At 60.0% G+C, this 17,195-nt stretch carries 11 protein-coding genes and 1 tRNA gene; 4 read left to right on the top strand and 8 right to left on the bottom strand.

Translation table 11 applies throughout. From position 1 onward, the window contains the following. Positions 1-111: 111 nt before the first annotated feature. The 6 genes from B3075_RS05095 to B3075_RS05070 all read right to left on the bottom strand — a co-directional run bounded on the left by B3075_RS05095 (position 112) and on the right by B3075_RS05070 (position 8,718). Positions 112-1,434, bottom strand: coding sequence for a Gfo/Idh/MocA family protein (locus B3075_RS05095; protein WP_290488379.1), 1,323 nt, complete (start codon positions 1,432-1,434; stop codon positions 112-114). A 31-nt stretch (positions 1,435-1,465) separates the two neighbouring features. Then, positions 1,466-3,568, bottom strand: a complete 2,103-nt coding sequence (locus tag B3075_RS05090; protein WP_290488378.1) for a M3 family metallopeptidase — start codon at positions 3,566-3,568, stop codon at positions 1,466-1,468. 327 nt (positions 3,569-3,895) lie between these two features. Further along, positions 3,896-5,509: a tetratricopeptide repeat protein gene (locus B3075_RS05085; RefSeq protein ID WP_290488377.1), complete on the bottom strand. Its 1,614-nt coding sequence runs from the start codon at positions 5,507-5,509 to the stop codon at positions 3,896-3,898. Positions 5,510-5,522: 13 nt separating this feature from the next. After that, a complete protein-coding gene (gene argS / locus B3075_RS05080; RefSeq protein WP_102735828.1) occupies positions 5,523-7,280 on the bottom strand; it encodes an arginine--tRNA ligase in 1,758 nt (585 codons plus the stop codon). A 165-nt stretch (positions 7,281-7,445) separates the two neighbouring features. Continuing rightward, entirely contained in the window at positions 7,446-7,589 is a 144-nt protein-coding gene (locus B3075_RS05075; RefSeq protein ID WP_164907766.1) for a hypothetical protein, read from the bottom strand. Between the two features lie 274 nt (positions 7,590-7,863). Then, positions 7,864-8,718, bottom strand: coding sequence for a hypothetical protein (locus B3075_RS05070; RefSeq protein WP_290488376.1), 855 nt, complete (start codon positions 8,716-8,718; stop codon positions 7,864-7,866). Between the two features lie 184 nt (positions 8,719-8,902). Between B3075_RS05070 and B3075_RS05065 the strand changes: the two genes are divergently transcribed. Both B3075_RS05065 and B3075_RS05060 read left to right on the top strand, forming a co-directional pair. Continuing rightward, a complete protein-coding gene (locus B3075_RS05065) occupies positions 8,903-9,403 on the top strand; it encodes a GNAT family N-acetyltransferase (protein WP_290488375.1) in 501 nt (166 codons plus the stop codon). Next, a complete protein-coding gene (locus tag B3075_RS05060; protein ID WP_343125176.1) occupies positions 9,301-9,831 on the top strand; it encodes a TlpA disulfide reductase family protein in 531 nt (176 codons plus the stop codon). The genes B3075_RS05065 and B3075_RS05060 overlap by 103 nt, the downstream gene beginning before the upstream one ends. On the opposite strand, the gene B3075_RS05055 is transcribed toward B3075_RS05060, so the two are convergent. Then, the gene (locus B3075_RS05055; RefSeq protein ID WP_290488374.1) at positions 9,828-10,187 is read right to left on the bottom strand and encodes a TfoX/Sxy family protein; all 360 of its coding nucleotides are present in this window, start codon (positions 10,185-10,187) and stop codon (positions 9,828-9,830) included. The two genes, B3075_RS05060 and B3075_RS05055, sit on opposite strands and share 4 nt — an antisense overlap. 230 nt (positions 10,188-10,417) lie before the next feature. On the opposite strand from B3075_RS05055, the gene B3075_RS05050 reads away from it, so the two are divergent. Together B3075_RS05050 and B3075_RS05045 are read left to right on the top strand one after the other, a co-directional pair. Beyond that, positions 10,418-11,170, top strand: a complete 753-nt coding sequence (locus B3075_RS05050) for a phosphotransferase-like protein (protein WP_290492033.1) — start codon at positions 10,418-10,420, stop codon at positions 11,168-11,170. Between the two features lie 129 nt (positions 11,171-11,299). After that, positions 11,300-11,387 (top strand) — tRNA-Ser (locus B3075_RS05045). 123 nt (positions 11,388-11,510) lie between these two features. Here the strand turns inward: B3075_RS05045 and uvrA are convergent. Continuing rightward, positions 11,511-17,033: an excinuclease ABC subunit UvrA gene (gene uvrA, locus B3075_RS05040; protein ID WP_290488372.1), complete on the bottom strand. Its 5,523-nt coding sequence runs from the start codon at positions 17,031-17,033 to the stop codon at positions 11,511-11,513. Positions 17,034-17,195: the final 162 nt, after the last annotated feature.

Raw genomic sequence — 17,195 nt, 5'->3', positions numbered from 1 at the left:
TTTGCGCCGCGGATTCCAAATTCGTTTAAAAAAAGGATGGAATTCCATATATAAAAAGCGCAGACACTCGGAATGTCTGCGCTTTTTGTTCCCAACCACGGGAAAAACGCATCAATAATCCAGACTGCCGTCCGCCACCTTGCGCTCGAACTCGGCCACATCCACTACCTGACCGGTCAGACGGGCGTGTTCCGTGGCAAAGGCCATGACATGGGAATGGGCGGATTCTTCAATGGAGGTGGTCATATCTTCCGGAGAGGGCACCGTCAGCATGTCATCATACAGAGCCTCAATCAATCCCCAGTCGCCTCCGCCGTGCCCCTGGTAACCTCCGGCCAGCTCCTCCAGCTCCACCACGCGGGTTTTGCCGCCAAAGTGGGGCGTCACGGTGATTTCTCCGGGGCCGTTTTCCTTGTAGAAGGCCCCGGCGCGGATTTTGCCTTTGGTGCCGTACACTTCAATGTGGCGTCCCTGTTCGAAAGCCGTCATCGTGAACGTGCCCGTCAGGCCTCCCTCAAAACGCATGATGGAAACCTGGTGGTCCGGCTGGTCGTTGTCGCACTGGAGGTAGTCCCTGCCCCACGGGGAAGTTTTCAGCCATTCGCAGATTTCTTCCGCGGTAGCTTCCTGCGCACGGTCATACACCATCCCCAGCCAGCGTTTGCATTCGTCGTCCGTAGCGTATTTGCGGGCGTCCCAAGGGTCTTCCCCCACCGGGGCGGTCCAGTCCGTGCAGCGTTCCGGCCGGGGGGATGAGAGCGTCTTTTTCGTAAAGAAGGTAAGCTCTCCGAAGCTGGCGACGGAGAGGCATTTACGCCGGCCCATGAGCCAGTAGAGGATGTCCATGTCATGGCAGCATTTGGCTACGATCATGGGAGTGGAGGTCTTGCTGTTGCCCCAGTGTCCGCGCACGAAGGAGTGGGCGAAGTGCCACGCCCCCACGCCTTCATTGGCGTTGAAGGTGATGACGTCCCCGATTTCCCCGCTGTCGATGATTTTTTTCAGGGTCCGGTAAAACTGGGTGTAGCGCAGCACGTGGCACACGGCCACGCGGCGCTTCAGCGCACGGGCCATATCCCTAAGTTCCAGCGCTTCTTTCAGCGTCTTGGCAATGGGTTTTTCCAGCAGGACATGATAGCCCAGCTCCATGGCCTTCCTGCATGGAGCATAATGGTAGTCGTCCTGTGTGCCGATGATGGCCACGTCCGCCAGGCGCGGCTCCGCAAGCAGGGAGGCGGCGTCCTTGAACAGGCGGACGGAGTCCCGTTCCTCTTCCGGGGCAAAATCGCGGACGGCTTCCGTGCGCTGTTTGACGGGATCCGCCGCGGCGGCAATGCGGTAGCGGTCTTTTTGTTCCATGGCCAGCTTCATGTAAGTGCGCGTACGGGAACCGCAACCGACGCCGGCGAGAGAGAGTCTCTTTTGTTCAGACATAAGGATTGTTCAGATAATGTGGGTAAAGAGGTTAAAGAACGCCGGATTTGACCAGCAGCGCTTCCGCGTCCGGATCACGGCCCATGAAGTCGCGGTAGAGTTCCGCGGCGGGCTTGCTGTTGCCCTTGCTGAGGATGCAGCGGCGGAAATCGCGCCCGGTTTGCGGGTTCAGCACTCCTTCCTTCAGGAAGCGGCTGAAAGCGTCCGCTTCCAGCACCTCCGCCCATTTGTAGGAGTAGTAGCCGGAGGCATAGCCCGTGGGATCCGCGAAGATGTGCGTCAGGCGGCGCGCCACGGAAGGGCCGCGGTCCGTCATCGGCACCCGGTAGTCCGCCAGGATGCGTTCATCCGTTTCTTCCAGCGGAACGCCCTTGTACTGCGGCCAGTTGACGTGAAGCTCCAAATCCAGCTTGCCGAAGCAGAGCTGGCGCATGAAATCCGTGCCGCTCATATAATTGCGGGCGGAGCGCATTTTGGAGAACAGTTCGTCCGGTATTTTTTCACCCGTTTCATAGTGGGCGGCGAAGAGGTCCACGGATTCCCTCTCCCAACACCAGTTCTCATTAATCTGGGAGGGCAGTTCCACAAAGTCCCAGGCAACGTTGGTACCCGCCAGGGACTTCACTTCCACGTCGGAAAGGAGCTGGTGCAGCAAATGGCCGAATTCATGGAAAATGGTCTCCACCTCTCGGTGGGACAGCAGAGCGGGCTTGCCCCCCACGGGCTTGGTCATGTTGCCGACCATGAGACCCAGATGGGGCGCGCGGGGTTTGCCGCCATGCGGCGGTTCCCCTACGCTCAGGCAGTTCATCCATGCCCCGGCGCGCTTGGAGTCCCGCGGATGCCAGTCCGCGTAAAAGGAACCCAGGTGCTCCCCGCTTTCCGCATCATGCAATTCATAGAACAGGACGTCCGGATGCCATACCTCCACCGCGCCTTCCGGCGCTTCCCCGGATTCACCGGGTTTGAACGCCACCGTAGGGCGCGGCGTCACCGTAATGCCGTACAGGCCGGAGTAGATGGAAAAGAGTCCTTCCATGACTTTTTCCACGGAGTAATACGGGCGCAGGTCTTCCTCGTCAAAAGCGTACAGTTCGCGGCGGCGTTTTTCAGACCAGTAGCCGGTTTCCCACGGGGAAAGTTTTTCCACGGGTTTTCCGGTTTTTTCCTCCTTGTATCTGCGGACGGCTTCCATGTCCTTCAGGAAAGAGGGCTTTACCTTGTCATGCAGGTCATTGATGAATTTCAGGGCGTTGGCCCCGCTCCCGGCCATGCGGCGGGAGGTGGCGTAATCCGCAAAGCAACCGTACCCCAGCAAATGGGCTTTCCTGTCCCTCAGTTCCAGGATTTCAGCGATGAGGGCTTCATTATCGTATTCCCCCCCTTTTCCGATGGAACAGGAGCCCTCCCACATGCGGCGGCGCAGACTGTCCGAGTCCGCAAACTGCATGACAGGCTGGAGGGAGGTGAATTTCTGGGTGAAGCGCCAGCGGGGCTCTTCTTCCGTGCCGTGGCCGTTGGCCAGGGCGTCCAGGCGGGCGGCCTCCTTCACGGAATCCGGCAGCCCGGAGAGTTCCGCCTCATCTTCCACAATGAGTTCCCAGGCGTTGGTGGAGTCCAGCACGTTTTCCGCGAATTTCTTGGTCTTCAGGGAGAGCTGGGCTTCTATTTCCGCGTATTCCGGCTTCACGTCGTCCGGCAGGTCCGCCCCGCTCTCGCGGAAATCCGCCAGCGTTTCCTGAATGAAGCGCTGCCTGACGGGGGAAAGGTCTTCCACCCAGTCACAGGAGGCCGCGGCTTTCAGCACCGTCCACAGGCGCGGGTTCAGAGGCACGGAGGAGGAGAAGGTCACCACTTCCGGCAGCATTTCCCCGATGGCCTCCCGCTGGGCGGGTTCGTCATTGACGGAGTCCAGGTGCATGATGCGGCCCCAGCCCAGGTGCAGGTCCTCGGAAGCCTTTTCCAGAGCGCCGAAGGTGCTTTCATAAGTCAGGGAATCCAGCGGCTGGTCACAGATGGCCCGGATATTCTCTTTGGCGCGGGAGATGGCTTCCGTGATGTCCGGCTTGATGGCCTCCGGCGTAAGCCGGGACCAGGAAACCAGAAAGGCGGGGTCCAGATAGGGATGGTTCATATTGCTTGATGTATGATGTTATTGAAAATGAAAACGGCCGCGTTCCGGAATTTGCCGCAACAGCCATGAAAAAATTAAACTTACCATGTTTCAGAGACATCCGGCGGAACGGCCGCGGCCTGCTGGGCATCTTGATGAATGCGGCGGGGACGGAATCCGCCCTTTCGGGCACGGCTTCACGCCCCTTTTTTATCACCGCAGGCTTATTTTTCAAGATGAACAAGCTTCCTGTCCCGGGATTGGACGTCATGTTCCAGCGCGATGCGGGGAAATGCCGTTTCCAATCCAAAACCGGGCGCCAGAACCGTTTCCACCGCTTATTCCGGATTATTTTCCGGAAGAACGGGCCTTGTCCAGGGTCTCCAGCACTCCGGCATGGTTCGGAAAACGTTTCAACGCCTGTTCGCACATATCCGCGCATTCCCGGAATTTTCCGGCTTTCAGGTAGGCGCGGGCCAGAACCCATTCCGCGGGGTATGGCACTACTGGAGGCAGGAGCAGGGAGGAAAAACGCTGGCTCCGTATGGCCTCGGACATCCAGACATTGGCGGAATCCGGAAACATGAGGGAGTGGATTTCAGAAGAATACAGGCTGCCCGTCTGGAGGCAGCGCGCCCAGTAGGAAACGCTCATCTGCCTTCGTGCGGCGTCCGCGCCGTCCATCAGCAGCCGCAGAATACCGGACATCTTGTCAAAGGCGGACGCCACGGCATCCGTTCTGCCCTGCCTTGCGGCGTAACATGCGCCCATGTATTGGGTGGCCACGGCGGTCATGCCGTTGCTCAAATCCGGAAATCCCTTGGGAAGAGGCCCCGGAAAAGCCTTGAGCACAAGGGCCTGCCGGGGAATGACAGGCCGGGCCAGCATCAGGCGCGCAGGCAGCGTCCTGGCCTCCCATAGCTGAAGCAGGGTTCCGGGAGCCAGCGGATGCTTTTTGTCCAAGGGAACGGAAGCGGCTCTGGAGGCAATGGCCTCCGCCTTTTTGTAATGGCCGGCGCAGAATTCGGAAACGGCACGGTAAAGGATGGAGCGGAAGTAGGCGTCATCCAGCGCGGGAGGCACATTTTCCGCCTTTTCCCAAGCCAGGCACAGATTTTCAGACTCCTTGAAAGCGGCGGAAGCCCCTTCATAATCACCTGTGCGGAACAGGCAATGGCCCAGCAAATGATGGGCGGACGCGGAAAAGGGGTTGGCGGCCACGGCCCTGCGGGCGGTTTCCACCGTTTCCGGAGAAATGGATGGAGCCACTTCCTCCAGCAGGGCGCGCATGAACAGGGCGGCCTGGGAGCCGGGGCGTTCCTTCAGGACGGCTTCCACCACGCGGACAGCCTCCTTCTGCCCTTCTCCGGGATTGCCCTGCCCGTCAAAGCCGTCCCGCAGGAGCATGGCGTAAAAGAGGGGGGCGTATGGGTCGCGCTTCCAGGTGGAACAGATGGTTTTCCACGCTTCCTGCGCCTTCACGGGGCCATCCATCAGCAGCACGGCCAGGGCATCCGCATAAGCGCGTTCCTGTTCCGGGCAGTCCGGACGGAGCGCCAGCTCTTTCATGCGCTTCATGGAATGGACGCGCTGTTCCTGGAAAGCGGGTCCCGCGCCCATCAGGCTCATGCACCTGCCCCAATGGGCCATGAGGCAGTCCGGGTCCAGACGGAGAGCGGCGTCAAATTTAAGGAAAGCCCGCATGTCCCCGAACGTGAGCAGATGCGTCATTCCCTCCAGCACCAGCATTTGCGCGGCGGGAGATGAGGAACCCACCATCATCGGCTCCACTCCGGGCGGCAGCACGGCAGGCTGAGCCGGAACGCCGGCGCGGAAGACGGCTTCCCGCCAGCCGTTCAGGGACGGGCTGTTCATCCAGTACCCGTGTGCCTCGTCCGCGGCGGCGGAAGAACACCCCGCCACGGCGGCGGCCAGCAGGACATGGAGGAAAGAGGCGGCCATACGGAAGAAACGGTTACATCCTGTCCGGGAGCTGGATGCCCAGCAGGCCCAGCCCGTGCTTCAGCGTGCGTGCGGTCAGCTCGCACAGGGCCAGGCGGGAGTGCCGCACCGTCCCTTCCGACTTCAGGACCGGGCACGCCTCATAGAAGGAATGGAAAGCCCTGGCCAGGTCAAACAGGTAGGCGGCCAGCATGTTCGGACGGCAGTCGTCCAGCACCTGCGGCACCACTTCCCCGTAGCGGGCCAGAAGCCGGGCCAGATGGATTTCCGCGTCTTCCGAAAGCTGAATGGGGGCGGACCAGTCCAAAGGCCCGCCGTCCAGCTTGCGGAAGATGGAGCGGACGCGCACGTAGGAGTTCTGGAGGTACGGGGCCGTATCTCCCTGAAGGGCCAGCATCTTGTCCCAGTTGAAAACGTAATCCGTCATGCGGTTCTGGGAAAGCTCCGCAAACTTCACGGCGCCTATGCCCACCACTTCCGCCACGCGCTTCTTTTCCTCCTCCGGCATGTCCGGGCTCTTCTCCTCCACCACGCGGGCCGCGCGTTCAATGGCTTCATCCAGCACATCCTGAAGGGAAACCGTATCCCCGGAGCGCGTCTTAAACGGCTTGCGGTCATCCCCCAGAATGGAGCCGAACGCGATGTGCCGGTAGTCCCCGTCCATGCCGCGGCGGCGCTGCGTGGAGAAAATCTGCCTGAAATGCAGAGCCTGCGGGGCGCCCACCACGTACCAGATGGAATCCGCGCCCCACGTCTTGATGCGGTGGTCCAGCGTCGCGAGGTCCGTGGTGGCGTACAGGAAGCCTCCGTCCGCTTTCCGGATAATGCAGGGGTTGGCGCGCCATTCCCCCTTGTCCTGCACAAGGAAGGGGTCTTCATTGGGAGGCACGGAACCGTCGGAAAACACGCAGATGGCGCCGTCGCTCTCCCGGGCCATTCCGGCGGCGATCATGCCGTCCACCAGCGGGGCCAGGGCATCATTGTAAAAGCTTTCCCCCAGCCAGTAATCAAAATGGATGTCAAGCTGGTCGTAAATCTTGGAAAGGCCGGATTTGGAAACTTCCACGCAGCGTTTCCAGATGGCCAGGTTTTCCCCGTCCCCGGCCTGGAGCTTCACCAGTTCCGCCTTGCAGGTATCCAGCAGTTCCGGCTTTTCCTTGCACATCAGGTTCACATCCTTGTACACCCGCAGCAACTCGTCAATGGGGTTGGCGGCCAGCGCCTGTTCATCCAGAATATTCTTCCAGCCCCACAGAATCATGCCGAACTGGGTCCCCCAGTCACCAATGTGGTTGTCCGTAATCACATGGTGCCCCACGAAGCGGGCCACGCGGGAAAGGGCGTCACCAATGATGGTGGAGCGGATGTGGCCCACATGCATCGGCTTGGCGACGTTGGGAGCGGAAAAGTCAATGACAATGGTTTTGGGGTCCTGCACTTTTTCCACCCCCAGCCGGTCATCCGCCAGCATGGCCAGCAGGCGCGCTGCGTAAAATTCCGGCCTGATGCGGAAATTGATAAATCCGGGCCCGGCAATCTCCAGGGAGCACACGGCATCCTGCCCTATCCGGTCCGCCACCTGCTGGGCGAGCGCGCGGGGATTCGTGCGGCACCGCTTGGCAAGCACCATGGCGGCGTTGCTCTGGTAATCCCCGAACCGCAAATCGGCGGAGGGCGTCACCGAGGCGTGAAAATCAGCGGGAAGCTCCTCCCCCAACACCGCTTTTAACGCGGAGGACAACTTTTCTTCAAGAATTCCGGGTATGGTCATGTCTGTCCAGATGAACGGACATTCCACCGCCGTAGTCAAGGCGCAACTGTCATCAAGACATACCTTTTCCGGTAAAAACAACAGGACGGAGATGACATCCCCGTCCCAGCCGGCGAACCGGACGCCCGGCGCCCGAATCCGCCTTTCACTTCAGTGGGCGCTTCCCTAGAAGGAGCGCATTCTGGAAGTCTTCAGCCACGCTTCCAGTTTCCTGGAGGCCCTGGCCTCCCTTTCCCGTTTCTTTTCCGGCACGGACTTTCCGGAGAAAGCCTTCGCCAAAACCGATGCCAGTTTTCTTTTCATTTTCATCTTATTGATATTACAGGTTTTGTTCCTCCGTATGCGGGGCTTTGGGGAATCTTCCCGTGCCCCCCTCCGGGGAACACCTCCTACATACTGTACCAGGTAAGTTTAGTCCATAAGAAAACCAGGCATTCCTTGTCATACTTGATACAATAAGATATAAGACGTTAATCAGGAGAATCTCACCAAACGATACGCTGCCCGGGTGCCAAACAGATCCGCGCCCCATAATTTTCCGCTGAGGCGCCGGAAAGGCATTACAGGAAAAGAGCTTCCCGCTTCATTCCCCCCTGAAATCATGTTTCTCCGCCTTCCACAGGAACATGCGCCGGTACAGGTGGTATTCCGTCACACAGAGGATGGGCATGCCGATGACGCCGATGAACGGCAACAGGCGAAACAAATGGCGGCACAGGAAAAGCACCACCATCAGGAAGCTTTCCCGGTATACGGTCATGTACAGGGAATACGGATTAATGAGCGTTCTCTTGTACAGGGAGGAAGCCAGCAGCGGCCCCAAAATGGGAATCACCCCCAGCACGACCACGGCAGCGAAGGTCCATCCCCTGCGGCGGCCAATATACGCATCATACCGGTCCACGGACTCCTCCCCCTGGAGCACCGCCCTGCCGCAGGCGGGGCAGCTCTGGTCAAGAGATGGCTCACGAAGCGGCTGCCCGCAGTAAAAACACCGCCGGTAGCTGCGGAGAACTTCCTCATGCCTTTTCCATCCGGAGGGAGGAACCACGGTGCGCAGCCTGGAATATCCTATCCAGTTCAGAGCGCGTGGGGACGGATTGGACGTGCCGCACTCCGGACAGTGCAGGCCGCACGGGTACATCATGGAGCCGCACTTGGAACAGAAAATGCGGTGGGCATATTCCCGGCGGCGGCAAAAAATGAAGAAGGCCCAAAGCCCCAGCCCTCCCAGCAGGGCCAGGATAATCGCTATTCCCGGGTACAGAAGGGAATAAGCAACCAGGTATTCCGACCAGGAATGATCCGACTGGTGCATGAGGGATTCCGGACCGATGGGATTTTGCGCCACATCCGGAAGCTGGCTTACATATTTTTCACCCATGTCCCTCAGAGGCCCCGCGGGAAGCCATTGTTGTATGGGGATGGGTTCTTTCATGACTGGACATGCAAAGTTCGCAATAAAAACAGCATTTCCCGGAGGCTGTCAGAAAAACGGCGGCGTTCAGCATAGGATGTCTCCGCCGGAATAGGTAGGGGAAAATAGGCCATGCCGGAAAATTCCGCAGGAAATGGGGAGGAGGCCCTTTTCATCCGACGCTTTTCCGTGTAATATTCCTGACATGCCGACTCTCCGCCAAGCCTCTAAGGACGACATCACGCTGATCCATGAACTGGCCAGCCAGGCTTTTCCGGCCACTTACCGAAACCTCCTTTCCAGAGAGCAGATGGATTTCATGATGGACTGGATGTATTCCCCCGCCAACCTGGAAAAACAGATGGAGGAGGGGCACGTGTACTTCATCGTCTCCCATGAAGGCAGGGACTGCGGCTACCTGTCCGTCCAGCCGGAAGGCCCCGGCGTCTTCCATTTGCAGAAAATCTACGTTCTGCCCGGCTTCCAGGGCCTGCACATCGGAAGCTTTCTGTTCCGCCACGCCATCAGCTACATCAGAAGCATCCACCCGGAACCGTGCCTAATGCGCCTGAATGTGAACCGTTATAACACCCGGGCGGTGGAATTTTATCAGCGCATGGGCATGCGGGAACTGGAACGCGGGGATTTCCACATCGGACACGGGTATTATATGACAGACTACATTATGGGACTGGATATTGCCTGAAACGCCTCTCCCTCAGAAAAAACTGTCAAGTCTTTCCCGGCCGGGAGCGGCCCCGGAGCCCGCCCTGCATCGCCAGCATGCCACATCTGCAGGAATTGCAGGAAAAATTCCAGTCCAAGGGCTTTACCGTCATAGGCAGCCACTGCCAGATTCCGTCCCCCAGGGTCAAACAGTTCCTGGAAGAAAAGAAAATCACTTTCCCCATTTACCAGAGTCTGAGCATTCCGGAGGCCCCCTGCCCGGGCGGACTGCCGCATGCCGTTCTGATTGGAGCCAACGGGAAAGTCGTGGCCAAGAGCTATCCTCCCCAGCTCTATGACCTGGTGAAAAAGGAAGTGATGAAGATAGAACGCGGCCTTCCTATTCTGGAAGGCTCCCGGGAAATAACCTTTCCCTCAAGCAGCCATTTCCTGCCGGCAGGCGTCTAAGGGCGCCTGCTTCTTTTCTCACCGGACGCCTTTTTCTTCTTCCCCTCCGGAACCGCCGGAGCAGCCAGAACGGAGCATGTCTCCCTGACAAGGGAGGAGATGGCCCGGTCATCGTCCAGCTCCGTCACCAGGAAATGCGGCCTGGCGCCGGGATAGGGACAGCCCTGCTCCTGTTGCGGAAACATCTTCAACCCCGGCTCCGTTATCTTGACATACAACTGGTTGTCACATACCAAACCGAAGAATGTCCGGCCGCAGTACAATCCGTAGTCCCCAAACATTTTTCTGAAGGAAATATCCCCGGCATGCCGGAGCTGGAAACAAATATACTCTACTACATCCGGGGAAGAAGCCATGCCGGACTCTCTCATGCCTCCCCCGCCCGCTGCAAGAAGCAAATGACAGCCGGGAAGGCCGACGGCAGGAACGAGGCATCCCCGTTATTGACGGGAAAAGGCGCAGCATGCCCCACGGAGTCATGACGGACGGCATCCATGCCGCCGCGGCCGCTCCGTACTCCCGACCCTGCCCGGCAAGCCACGAACGGCGGCGATTCCGTCCGCACAGAGCCATTCTTATGATTGCCGTGACGAATCTTTTTATTCATGATGCCCATGAATCTTCCATGACCGCCGCGTCCGACATCCTCAGGGAACCAGCCTTCATCTCCCGTCAGGAAGCCCCCTCCCTTATGGAAGGGGCCGGAACCTGCCAGACGGAAGACGGCGATCAAAACACCTCCGCGAACCGTCCGGGAAACCATAAGGCCATGGGGAAGAAAGGCCTTGCGGAGAAACGGAAAACACCCCGACCGCGGAGCGGGCGCGTCATCCTGCTCAACGGAGCCTCCAGCTCGGGAAAAAGCACGTTGGCCCGGAACTTGCGGCTCCTGCTGAAAGAGGAAGCCATGATTTTCTCCATGGACGATTATCTGGCCATGAGCCGGGGAAAGCATGAAACCGCCCTGGATGCCGTCAGGGAATCCGGCCTGCCCTTCATTGAATCTTTCCACGCCGCCATTGCAGAGGCGGCCCGGAAAGGCGCCCTGGTCATCGTGGACCACGTCATCGGCGAATCCCCCCGCTGGATTCAGGACCTCCTGAACCGCCTGGACGGCATCTCCCGTATCCTGGTCAGGGTGGAATGCCGTCAGGATGTTCTGCTGGAGCGCGAGCGGCGCCGCACTGACCGGACCCCAGCCCCGGCTCATGCCCAGCGCCAGCACGCGGGCATCCACCGCCATTTCCCGCATGATTTCTCCATAGACACTTCCGAAGACGCTCCCCGAAAATGCGCCATGCGGCTCATCAGCCTCCTGCCGGGAGAATTCCTGCCCTGATGCCGCGGGAACAGGCGGCAGCCTCCCAATTGGGAAAACGGGCTGTTCCCGCAAACATGCCGGAAAGACATGAATAGGACTTTACAGAACCGCCTTCGTTACGGTAGCCTGTGCCCGCGCTTGTTGCATGGAGAGATGGCAGAGCGGTTTAATGCAGCGGTCTTGAAAACCGCCGTGGGGCAACCCACCGTGGGTTCGAATCCCACTCTCTCCGCCAAACTTCTTTAATGCCGGGCACAAGCCATGCCTGTTTTCGCGGAACAGAAAAAGGCAGACGAATACGGCGACCGCCCCGGCATTCCCGGAACGGCCTGAGTGTCTTATCGCTCCTTCCTCCCTCCTAAGACTCTCCATCCAGCTCCCGGCGGATGTATTCCGCCGTGGGAGAGTCTTTTTTGGCTATCTGTTCCGGCGTGCCTTCCGCCACGATGGTTCCTCCGGCATCGCCGGGGCCGGGGCCCATGTCGATGACGTAGTCCGCCTCCGCCATGATTTCCGTGTTATGTTCAATGACGATGACGGTGTTTCCCTGGTCCGCCAAACGGTGCAGCACGTCAATGAGCAGCCGTACGTCCCGCGGATGCAGGCCGATGGAGGGTTCTTCAATCAGGTACAGGTCTCCGGGCAGTTCCCTGCCTTTCATCAGGGCGTTCCGGCTGACGCGCCGGCCCTTGATGAGTTCCGTCACCAGCTTGAGCCGCTGGGCCTCCCCGCCGGAAAGCGTGTTGGAGGCCTGCCCCAGCGTCAGATAGCCCAGGCCGGTTTCCGACAGCAGTTTGAGGGGATCCGAGATGCGGGGCTGGCTTTCAAAAAATTCCGCCGCTTCCGCAAAGTCCATCTGAAGCACGTCCGCAATGGTCTTCCCCTTGTACCTTACGGTCAGGGTTGCGGCGTTGTAGCGTTTACCCCGGCAGGTCTCGCACGGCACATAGCAGGGGGGCAGGAAGTCCATTTCCAGCTTTTGCATGCCCGTACCCTTGCAGGATTCACAGTTGCCCTGCCCCGTATTGAAGGAGAAGCGGCCGCGGTCAAAGCCCAGCCTGCGGGCGTCAGCCGTCTGCGCGAACAGGGTCCGGATGTCGTCCAGGAAACCCACATAGGTGGCCGGGGTGGAACGGGGCGTTTTGCCAATGGGGCTCTGGTCCACGCCGTACACCATGCGGATGGAGTCAAAGCCGGAAGAGGTTTTCCATAATTTTCTCTGGTCCCTCGTGAGCTTGTCGCCGATGGCCTGGCGCGCAGCCAGACGGATGGTTCCCGTCATCAGGGAGGTTTTCCCCGCACCGGATACGCCGGTAAGCACCGTCAGCCGTCCCTTGGGAATGGCCGCGTTCACGTCCTTCAGGTTGTGCAGGCGGCAGCCCTCCACGCGCAGCCACGCGGATTCATCCTTTTTGGAAGGAATCCTGCGCCTTTTCCCGCGGTAGGGGTGCCTGGGCTTATGGTGCAGGGCCGCGCCCGTGACGGAGTCCGGCATGGCGGCCAGTTCCTCAAAGGTGCCCTGGGCCATGATTCTGCCGCCGTGGATGCCGGCTCCCGGCCCCATGTCCACAATATGGTCCGCGCGCCTCATGGTATCTTCATCATGTTCCACCACCAGCAGGGTGTTGCCCCGGCGTTTGAGTTCATCCAGCGTGCCCAGCAGCAATTCGTTGTCCCGCGGATGCAGGCCGATGGTCGGTTCATCCAGCACGTACAGCACGCCGCGGAGGTGGGAGCCCAGCTGGGAAGCCAGGCGGATGCGCTGGGTTTCCCCGCCGGAGAGCGTCGTGGCGCTCCGGTCCAGGGAAAGGTAGCCCAGCCCCACCCGCTGGAGAAAGTCGAGGCGCTGCGTGATTTCCGCCACGACGTCACGGGCAATGAGCGCTTCCTCCCGTTCAAATCGCCACCCTTTGACCAGTTCCGCGGCGGCCACGGCAGGCAGGGAGGCAATGTCACCGGGAGTCACGCCCTGAAGCCGCACGGAGCGGGCAAATTCATTCAACCGCACGCCCCGGCAGGCAGGGCAGGTTGTTATTCCCTTGTCATCGTCCGCCCGCCGCGCCAGTTCCCTGTCATATTTCAATTCGGCTTCCAGCAGGGATTGCGCCTGGTCTTCCTTTACTTTCCCCTTGCCGACGATTCCATGCCCGCGGCATACGGGGCACCACCCGCGCGGAGAGTTGAAGGAGAACGTGTACGGTTCCAGTTCCGGGAAGGATTGCCCGCAGGAGGCGCATGCCAGCCTGGTGCCCATCAGTTCCGGACGGCCGGAGCCGGGCGGGAGCACTTGCAGAAACCCTTCCCCCATCTCCAGCGCGGCATGAACCGCCCCGGCAAGCTTTTCCAGCGGCCAGGAGGCCTCCGGACGTGCAACGACCAAGTCCAGGTCATGGCTGGAATAGCGGTCCAGCGGCTGGAATCCGCTCAGGGGAACCAGTTTGCCGTCCACCCACATTTCCTCATATCCCTTTCCTTCCGCCCAGCGGGCCAGGTCGGCGTAATGCCCCTTGCGCCCTCTGACGAGGGGGGCCAGCAACGCGAGCCCGCCATGTTTTTTCAGCTCCCTCGCCACCAGCTCCACCACTTCGGATTCCGACCTCTTGCCCACCGGAACGCCGCACTGCGGGCAGTAGGCCTGCCCCAGCTTGGCATACAGCAGACGCAAGAATTGCCAAATTTCCGTGACGGTTCCCACGGTGGATTTGGTGCCCCCGCGGGACATGTTCTGTTCAATAGCCACCGTAGGGGGCAATCCGGTCAGGCGGTCAATGTCCGGACTTTCCAGCTGTTCCGTGAATTGCCGGGCGTACGGGGACATGACGTCCATGAAACGCCGCTGCCCTTCCGCGAAAAAGATATCAAAAGCCAGGGAGCTCTTCCCGGAGCCGGAAAGCCCGGTCAGCACGGTCATTTCTCCCCGCGGCACGTCCAGGTCCACGTTTTTCAGGTTGTGGTGGCGCGCTCCCCGCAGGGCCATGACGCCTTCCGGTATATCCATGTCCGCGGAGTCCGGGACGGCGGCGTCCGCAGGGTCGTAAACGGAAGGGTTGCCTTCCAGCACATCCCTGAGGTATTTGCCCGTGTATCCCTTTCCGGCGGCTGCAATTTCCTCCGGCGTGCCCGTGGCCACCACATGGCCGCCTCCGGCGCCGCCCTCCGGCCCCAGGTCAATCACGTAGTCCGCGGATTTGATGAACTCCGGATTGTGTTCAATGACCAGCAGGGTATGCCCCTGCCCCACCAGTTCCCGGAACACGGCCAGCAGAACTTCAATGTCCGCAAAGTGAAGACCCGTTCCCGGCTCGTCCAGAATCAGCATCTTGGGGCTGTTCGCGCCGGAACCGATCTGGTCCAGCAGGATCTTAGCCAGCTTCAGGCGCTGGTTTTCACCGCCGGAAAGGGTATTCAGAGGCTGCCCCAGGGTCAGGTGCCCCAGCCCTACGCGCTGAAGCACGCCCAGCTTGGAAGCGATGCGGGAGGCTTTGGCCCCTTTTTCCGTGCTGAAGCATTCCAGCGCAGCCGCTACCGTCATGCCGAGCACGTCCGCAATATTCCTGCCGTCACGGTACACGCTCAGCACTTCGCTCCCGTACCGGGAGCCGCGGCACAGCGGACACTGCACGAAAATGTCGGAAAGAAACTGCATTTCCACCTTCTCACTCCCCATGCCCATGCAGCGCGGACACCGGCCGTCCCCGCTGTTGAAGGAGAAGAAACCGGGCTTCATGCCGCGCGCGCGGGCCGTCTCCGTTTCCGCGAAGAGGGAACGTATTTCTTCAAAAACTCCGGCATAAACGGCAGGGGTGGAGCGCGGGGTGCGGACGATGGGGCTCTGGTCCACCATCACCACCTCATCCAGATGTTCCCAGCCCTTGATGGACCTGACGTGGGCAGGTTCTTCCTCACATACGGCTCCTTTCTCCACCAGCGCGTTCAGGTAAAGAACATCGTGGGCCAGGGTGCTTTTCCCGGACCCGCTGACGCCTGTCAGGCAAGTAAAGACGCCCAAGGGCACTTTCACGTCCAGTTTGCGCAGGTTATGGCGCGTAGCGCCGGATACGGTCAAAAACCGGCGCGGCTTGCGCCTCTTTTTGGGCACCGCGATGCGTCGCCTGCCGGAAAGAAAAGCCCCCGTCAGGGATTCCGCAATTTCTCCAATCCGGGCAGGCTCCCCGGAATAAACCAGCCTTCCCCCTTCCCGTCCGGAACCGGGGCCCATGTCCACCAGGCAGTCCGCGGCGCGCATGACCGCTTCCTCATGCTCCACCACCACCAGGGTGTTCCCGCGCTTTTTGAGCCGGTTCATGGCGAAAATCAAACGGGACGTATCGCGGGGATGAAGTCCAACGGTAGGTTCATCCAGCACAAACAGCGTATCCGTCAGGGATGCGCCCAGACAGGTGGTCAGGCTCACGCGTTCAATTTCCCCTCCGGACAGGGACCGCGTGGAGCGGTCGGACGTCAGGTAGCCCAATCCCACTTCATTCAGATATTCCAGGCGGCTCCTGAGTTCCGCCACGGCATGTTTCAAGCCGGGGTCTTCATCCGCCCGCGGCGTCACGTACCTATCCACCCAGGCCAGCAGTTCATCCATGGGCATGCCGGAAAGTTCCGGCATACTTTTGCCGCCCACCTTGAATTGAAGGGCTTCCGGCCTCAGGCGCAAACCGTGGCAGGAGGGGCATTCCTGATATGTGCGGAAACGGCTCAGATACACCCGCACGTGCATCTTATGCGTGCGGCTTTCCAGATATTTGAAAAAGCCCGCAATGCCGTACCACAGCCCCTGTTCATACATTTCATCCGGGTCATCGCCATCACCGTACAGCAGCCAGTCCCGCTCCCATTGCTTCAAATCCTTCCACGGCACATCCAGACGGACTTTGCGGGCGTTTTTGCGCCAGCCGCGCATCAGGTCCCGCTTGCATTCGGAAAAGACTTTCCCGTCCCCCTCAAAAATATGGATGGCCCCGTCATGAACGCTGAGTTCCGGCTTGATGCACCGGTTGTAGTCAATCGTGATGACGCGCCCGTAGCCGCGGCATTCCGGGCACGCCCCCAGGGGGGAATTGAAAGAAAACAGGCCCGGCCGCGGCTCCATCAGCGGATGCCAGTCCCCGCGGAATTTCAAAACGGACAGCCAGACGCCGTCCACACGGGGAATCACATGGGCCACGCCGCCGCCCAGGCGCATGGCCGTTTCCAGCGCTTCCAGCCTGCGTTCCCTCTGGTCTTCCGTCAGCCTCACGCGGTCCTGAACCACCAGCAGCGGTTCTCCTTCCTCCAGCGTCCAATCCTCATCCTCCAGCCGGAGGGTCTCTCCATGCGCAAAAGCGCGCAAGTACCCCTGTGCCACCAGATTCCTTTTCAACGCGGGAAGATCCACAGATTCGGGCCGCGCCACCTCCAGGCAAACCATCACTTCCGTTCCGGCGGGGAAGTCCGCATGCAGTTTTTCATCAATGGTGCCCGGCGTTTCCGGCTTGATTTCCCGTCCTGTTTCCGGGTCAATGCCCACGGCCAGACGGGCGAAAACAAACTTCCAGTAATCATTCAGCCCCGTCATGGTCCCCACCGTGGAGCGGGATGTCCTGACGGAGTTGCGCTGATGCAGGGCGATGGCCGGAAGAATATTCTCTACGGCGTCCACGTCCGGCTTGTCCATGCGGTCCATGAACTGGCGCACGTACGGGGAAAAAGTTTCCATATAACGCCGCTGGCCTTCCGCGTACAGCGTGTGCATGGCCAGACTTGTTTTCCCCGAGCCGGAAGGTCCCGTCACCACCGTCAGCCGCCCTAGGGGAATATCCACATCCACATTCTGCAAATTATGCTCACGGGCGCCGCGGATGCGGATGCGCCCATCCTCGCAATGACTCATGGAGAAAGAATATTATTAATTTGGAATCATTCCAAGAGAAGCGCCTGTCATGAATCCGGGTTTCCGGCGGCGTCCAGCCAGGTCCAGCCTATTACGTCATCATCGGCACAAATGGAGGGCCGTGCTTGCATTTCTTCCGGCAGCCGCTAGTATTTTTCGATT

Source organism: Akkermansia sp. UBA7090, assembly GCF_002493465.1.
GTDB classification, from domain to species: domain Bacteria; phylum Verrucomicrobiota; class Verrucomicrobiia; order Verrucomicrobiales; family Akkermansiaceae; genus Akkermansia; species Akkermansia muciniphila_A.
The sequence above is the reverse complement of the archived record's forward strand: the minus strand, read 5'-3'. Positions and strand labels throughout refer to the sequence as shown.

Bases quoted from the DNA above. Each gene is read 5' to 3' on its own strand.
- B3075_RS05095 (WP_290488379.1), bottom strand. From the start codon at position 1,434: ATGTCTGAACAAAAGAGACTCTCTCTCGCCGGCGTCGGTTGCGGTTCC.
- B3075_RS05090 (WP_290488378.1), bottom strand. From the start codon at position 3,568: ATGAACCATCCCTATCTGGACCCCGCCTTTCTGGTTTCCTGGTCCCGG.
- B3075_RS05085 (WP_290488377.1), bottom strand. From the start codon at position 5,509: ATGGCCGCCTCTTTCCTCCATGTCCTGCTGGCCGCCGCCGTGGCGGGG.
- argS (WP_102735828.1), bottom strand. From the start codon at position 7,280: ATGACCATACCCGGAATTCTTGAAGAAAAGTTGTCCTCCGCGTTAAAA.
- B3075_RS05075 (WP_164907766.1), bottom strand. From the start codon at position 7,589: ATGAAAATGAAAAGAAAACTGGCATCGGTTTTGGCGAAGGCTTTCTCC.
- B3075_RS05070 (WP_290488376.1), bottom strand. From the start codon at position 8,718: ATGAAAGAACCCATCCCCATACAACAATGGCTTCCCGCGGGGCCTCTG.
- B3075_RS05065 (WP_290488375.1), top strand. From the start codon at position 8,903: ATGCCGACTCTCCGCCAAGCCTCTAAGGACGACATCACGCTGATCCAT.
- B3075_RS05055 (WP_290488374.1), bottom strand. From the start codon at position 10,187: ATGGCTTCTTCCCCGGATGTAGTAGAGTATATTTGTTTCCAGCTCCGG.
- uvrA (WP_290488372.1), bottom strand. From the start codon at position 17,033: ATGAGTCATTGCGAGGATGGGCGCATCCGCATCCGCGGCGCCCGTGAG.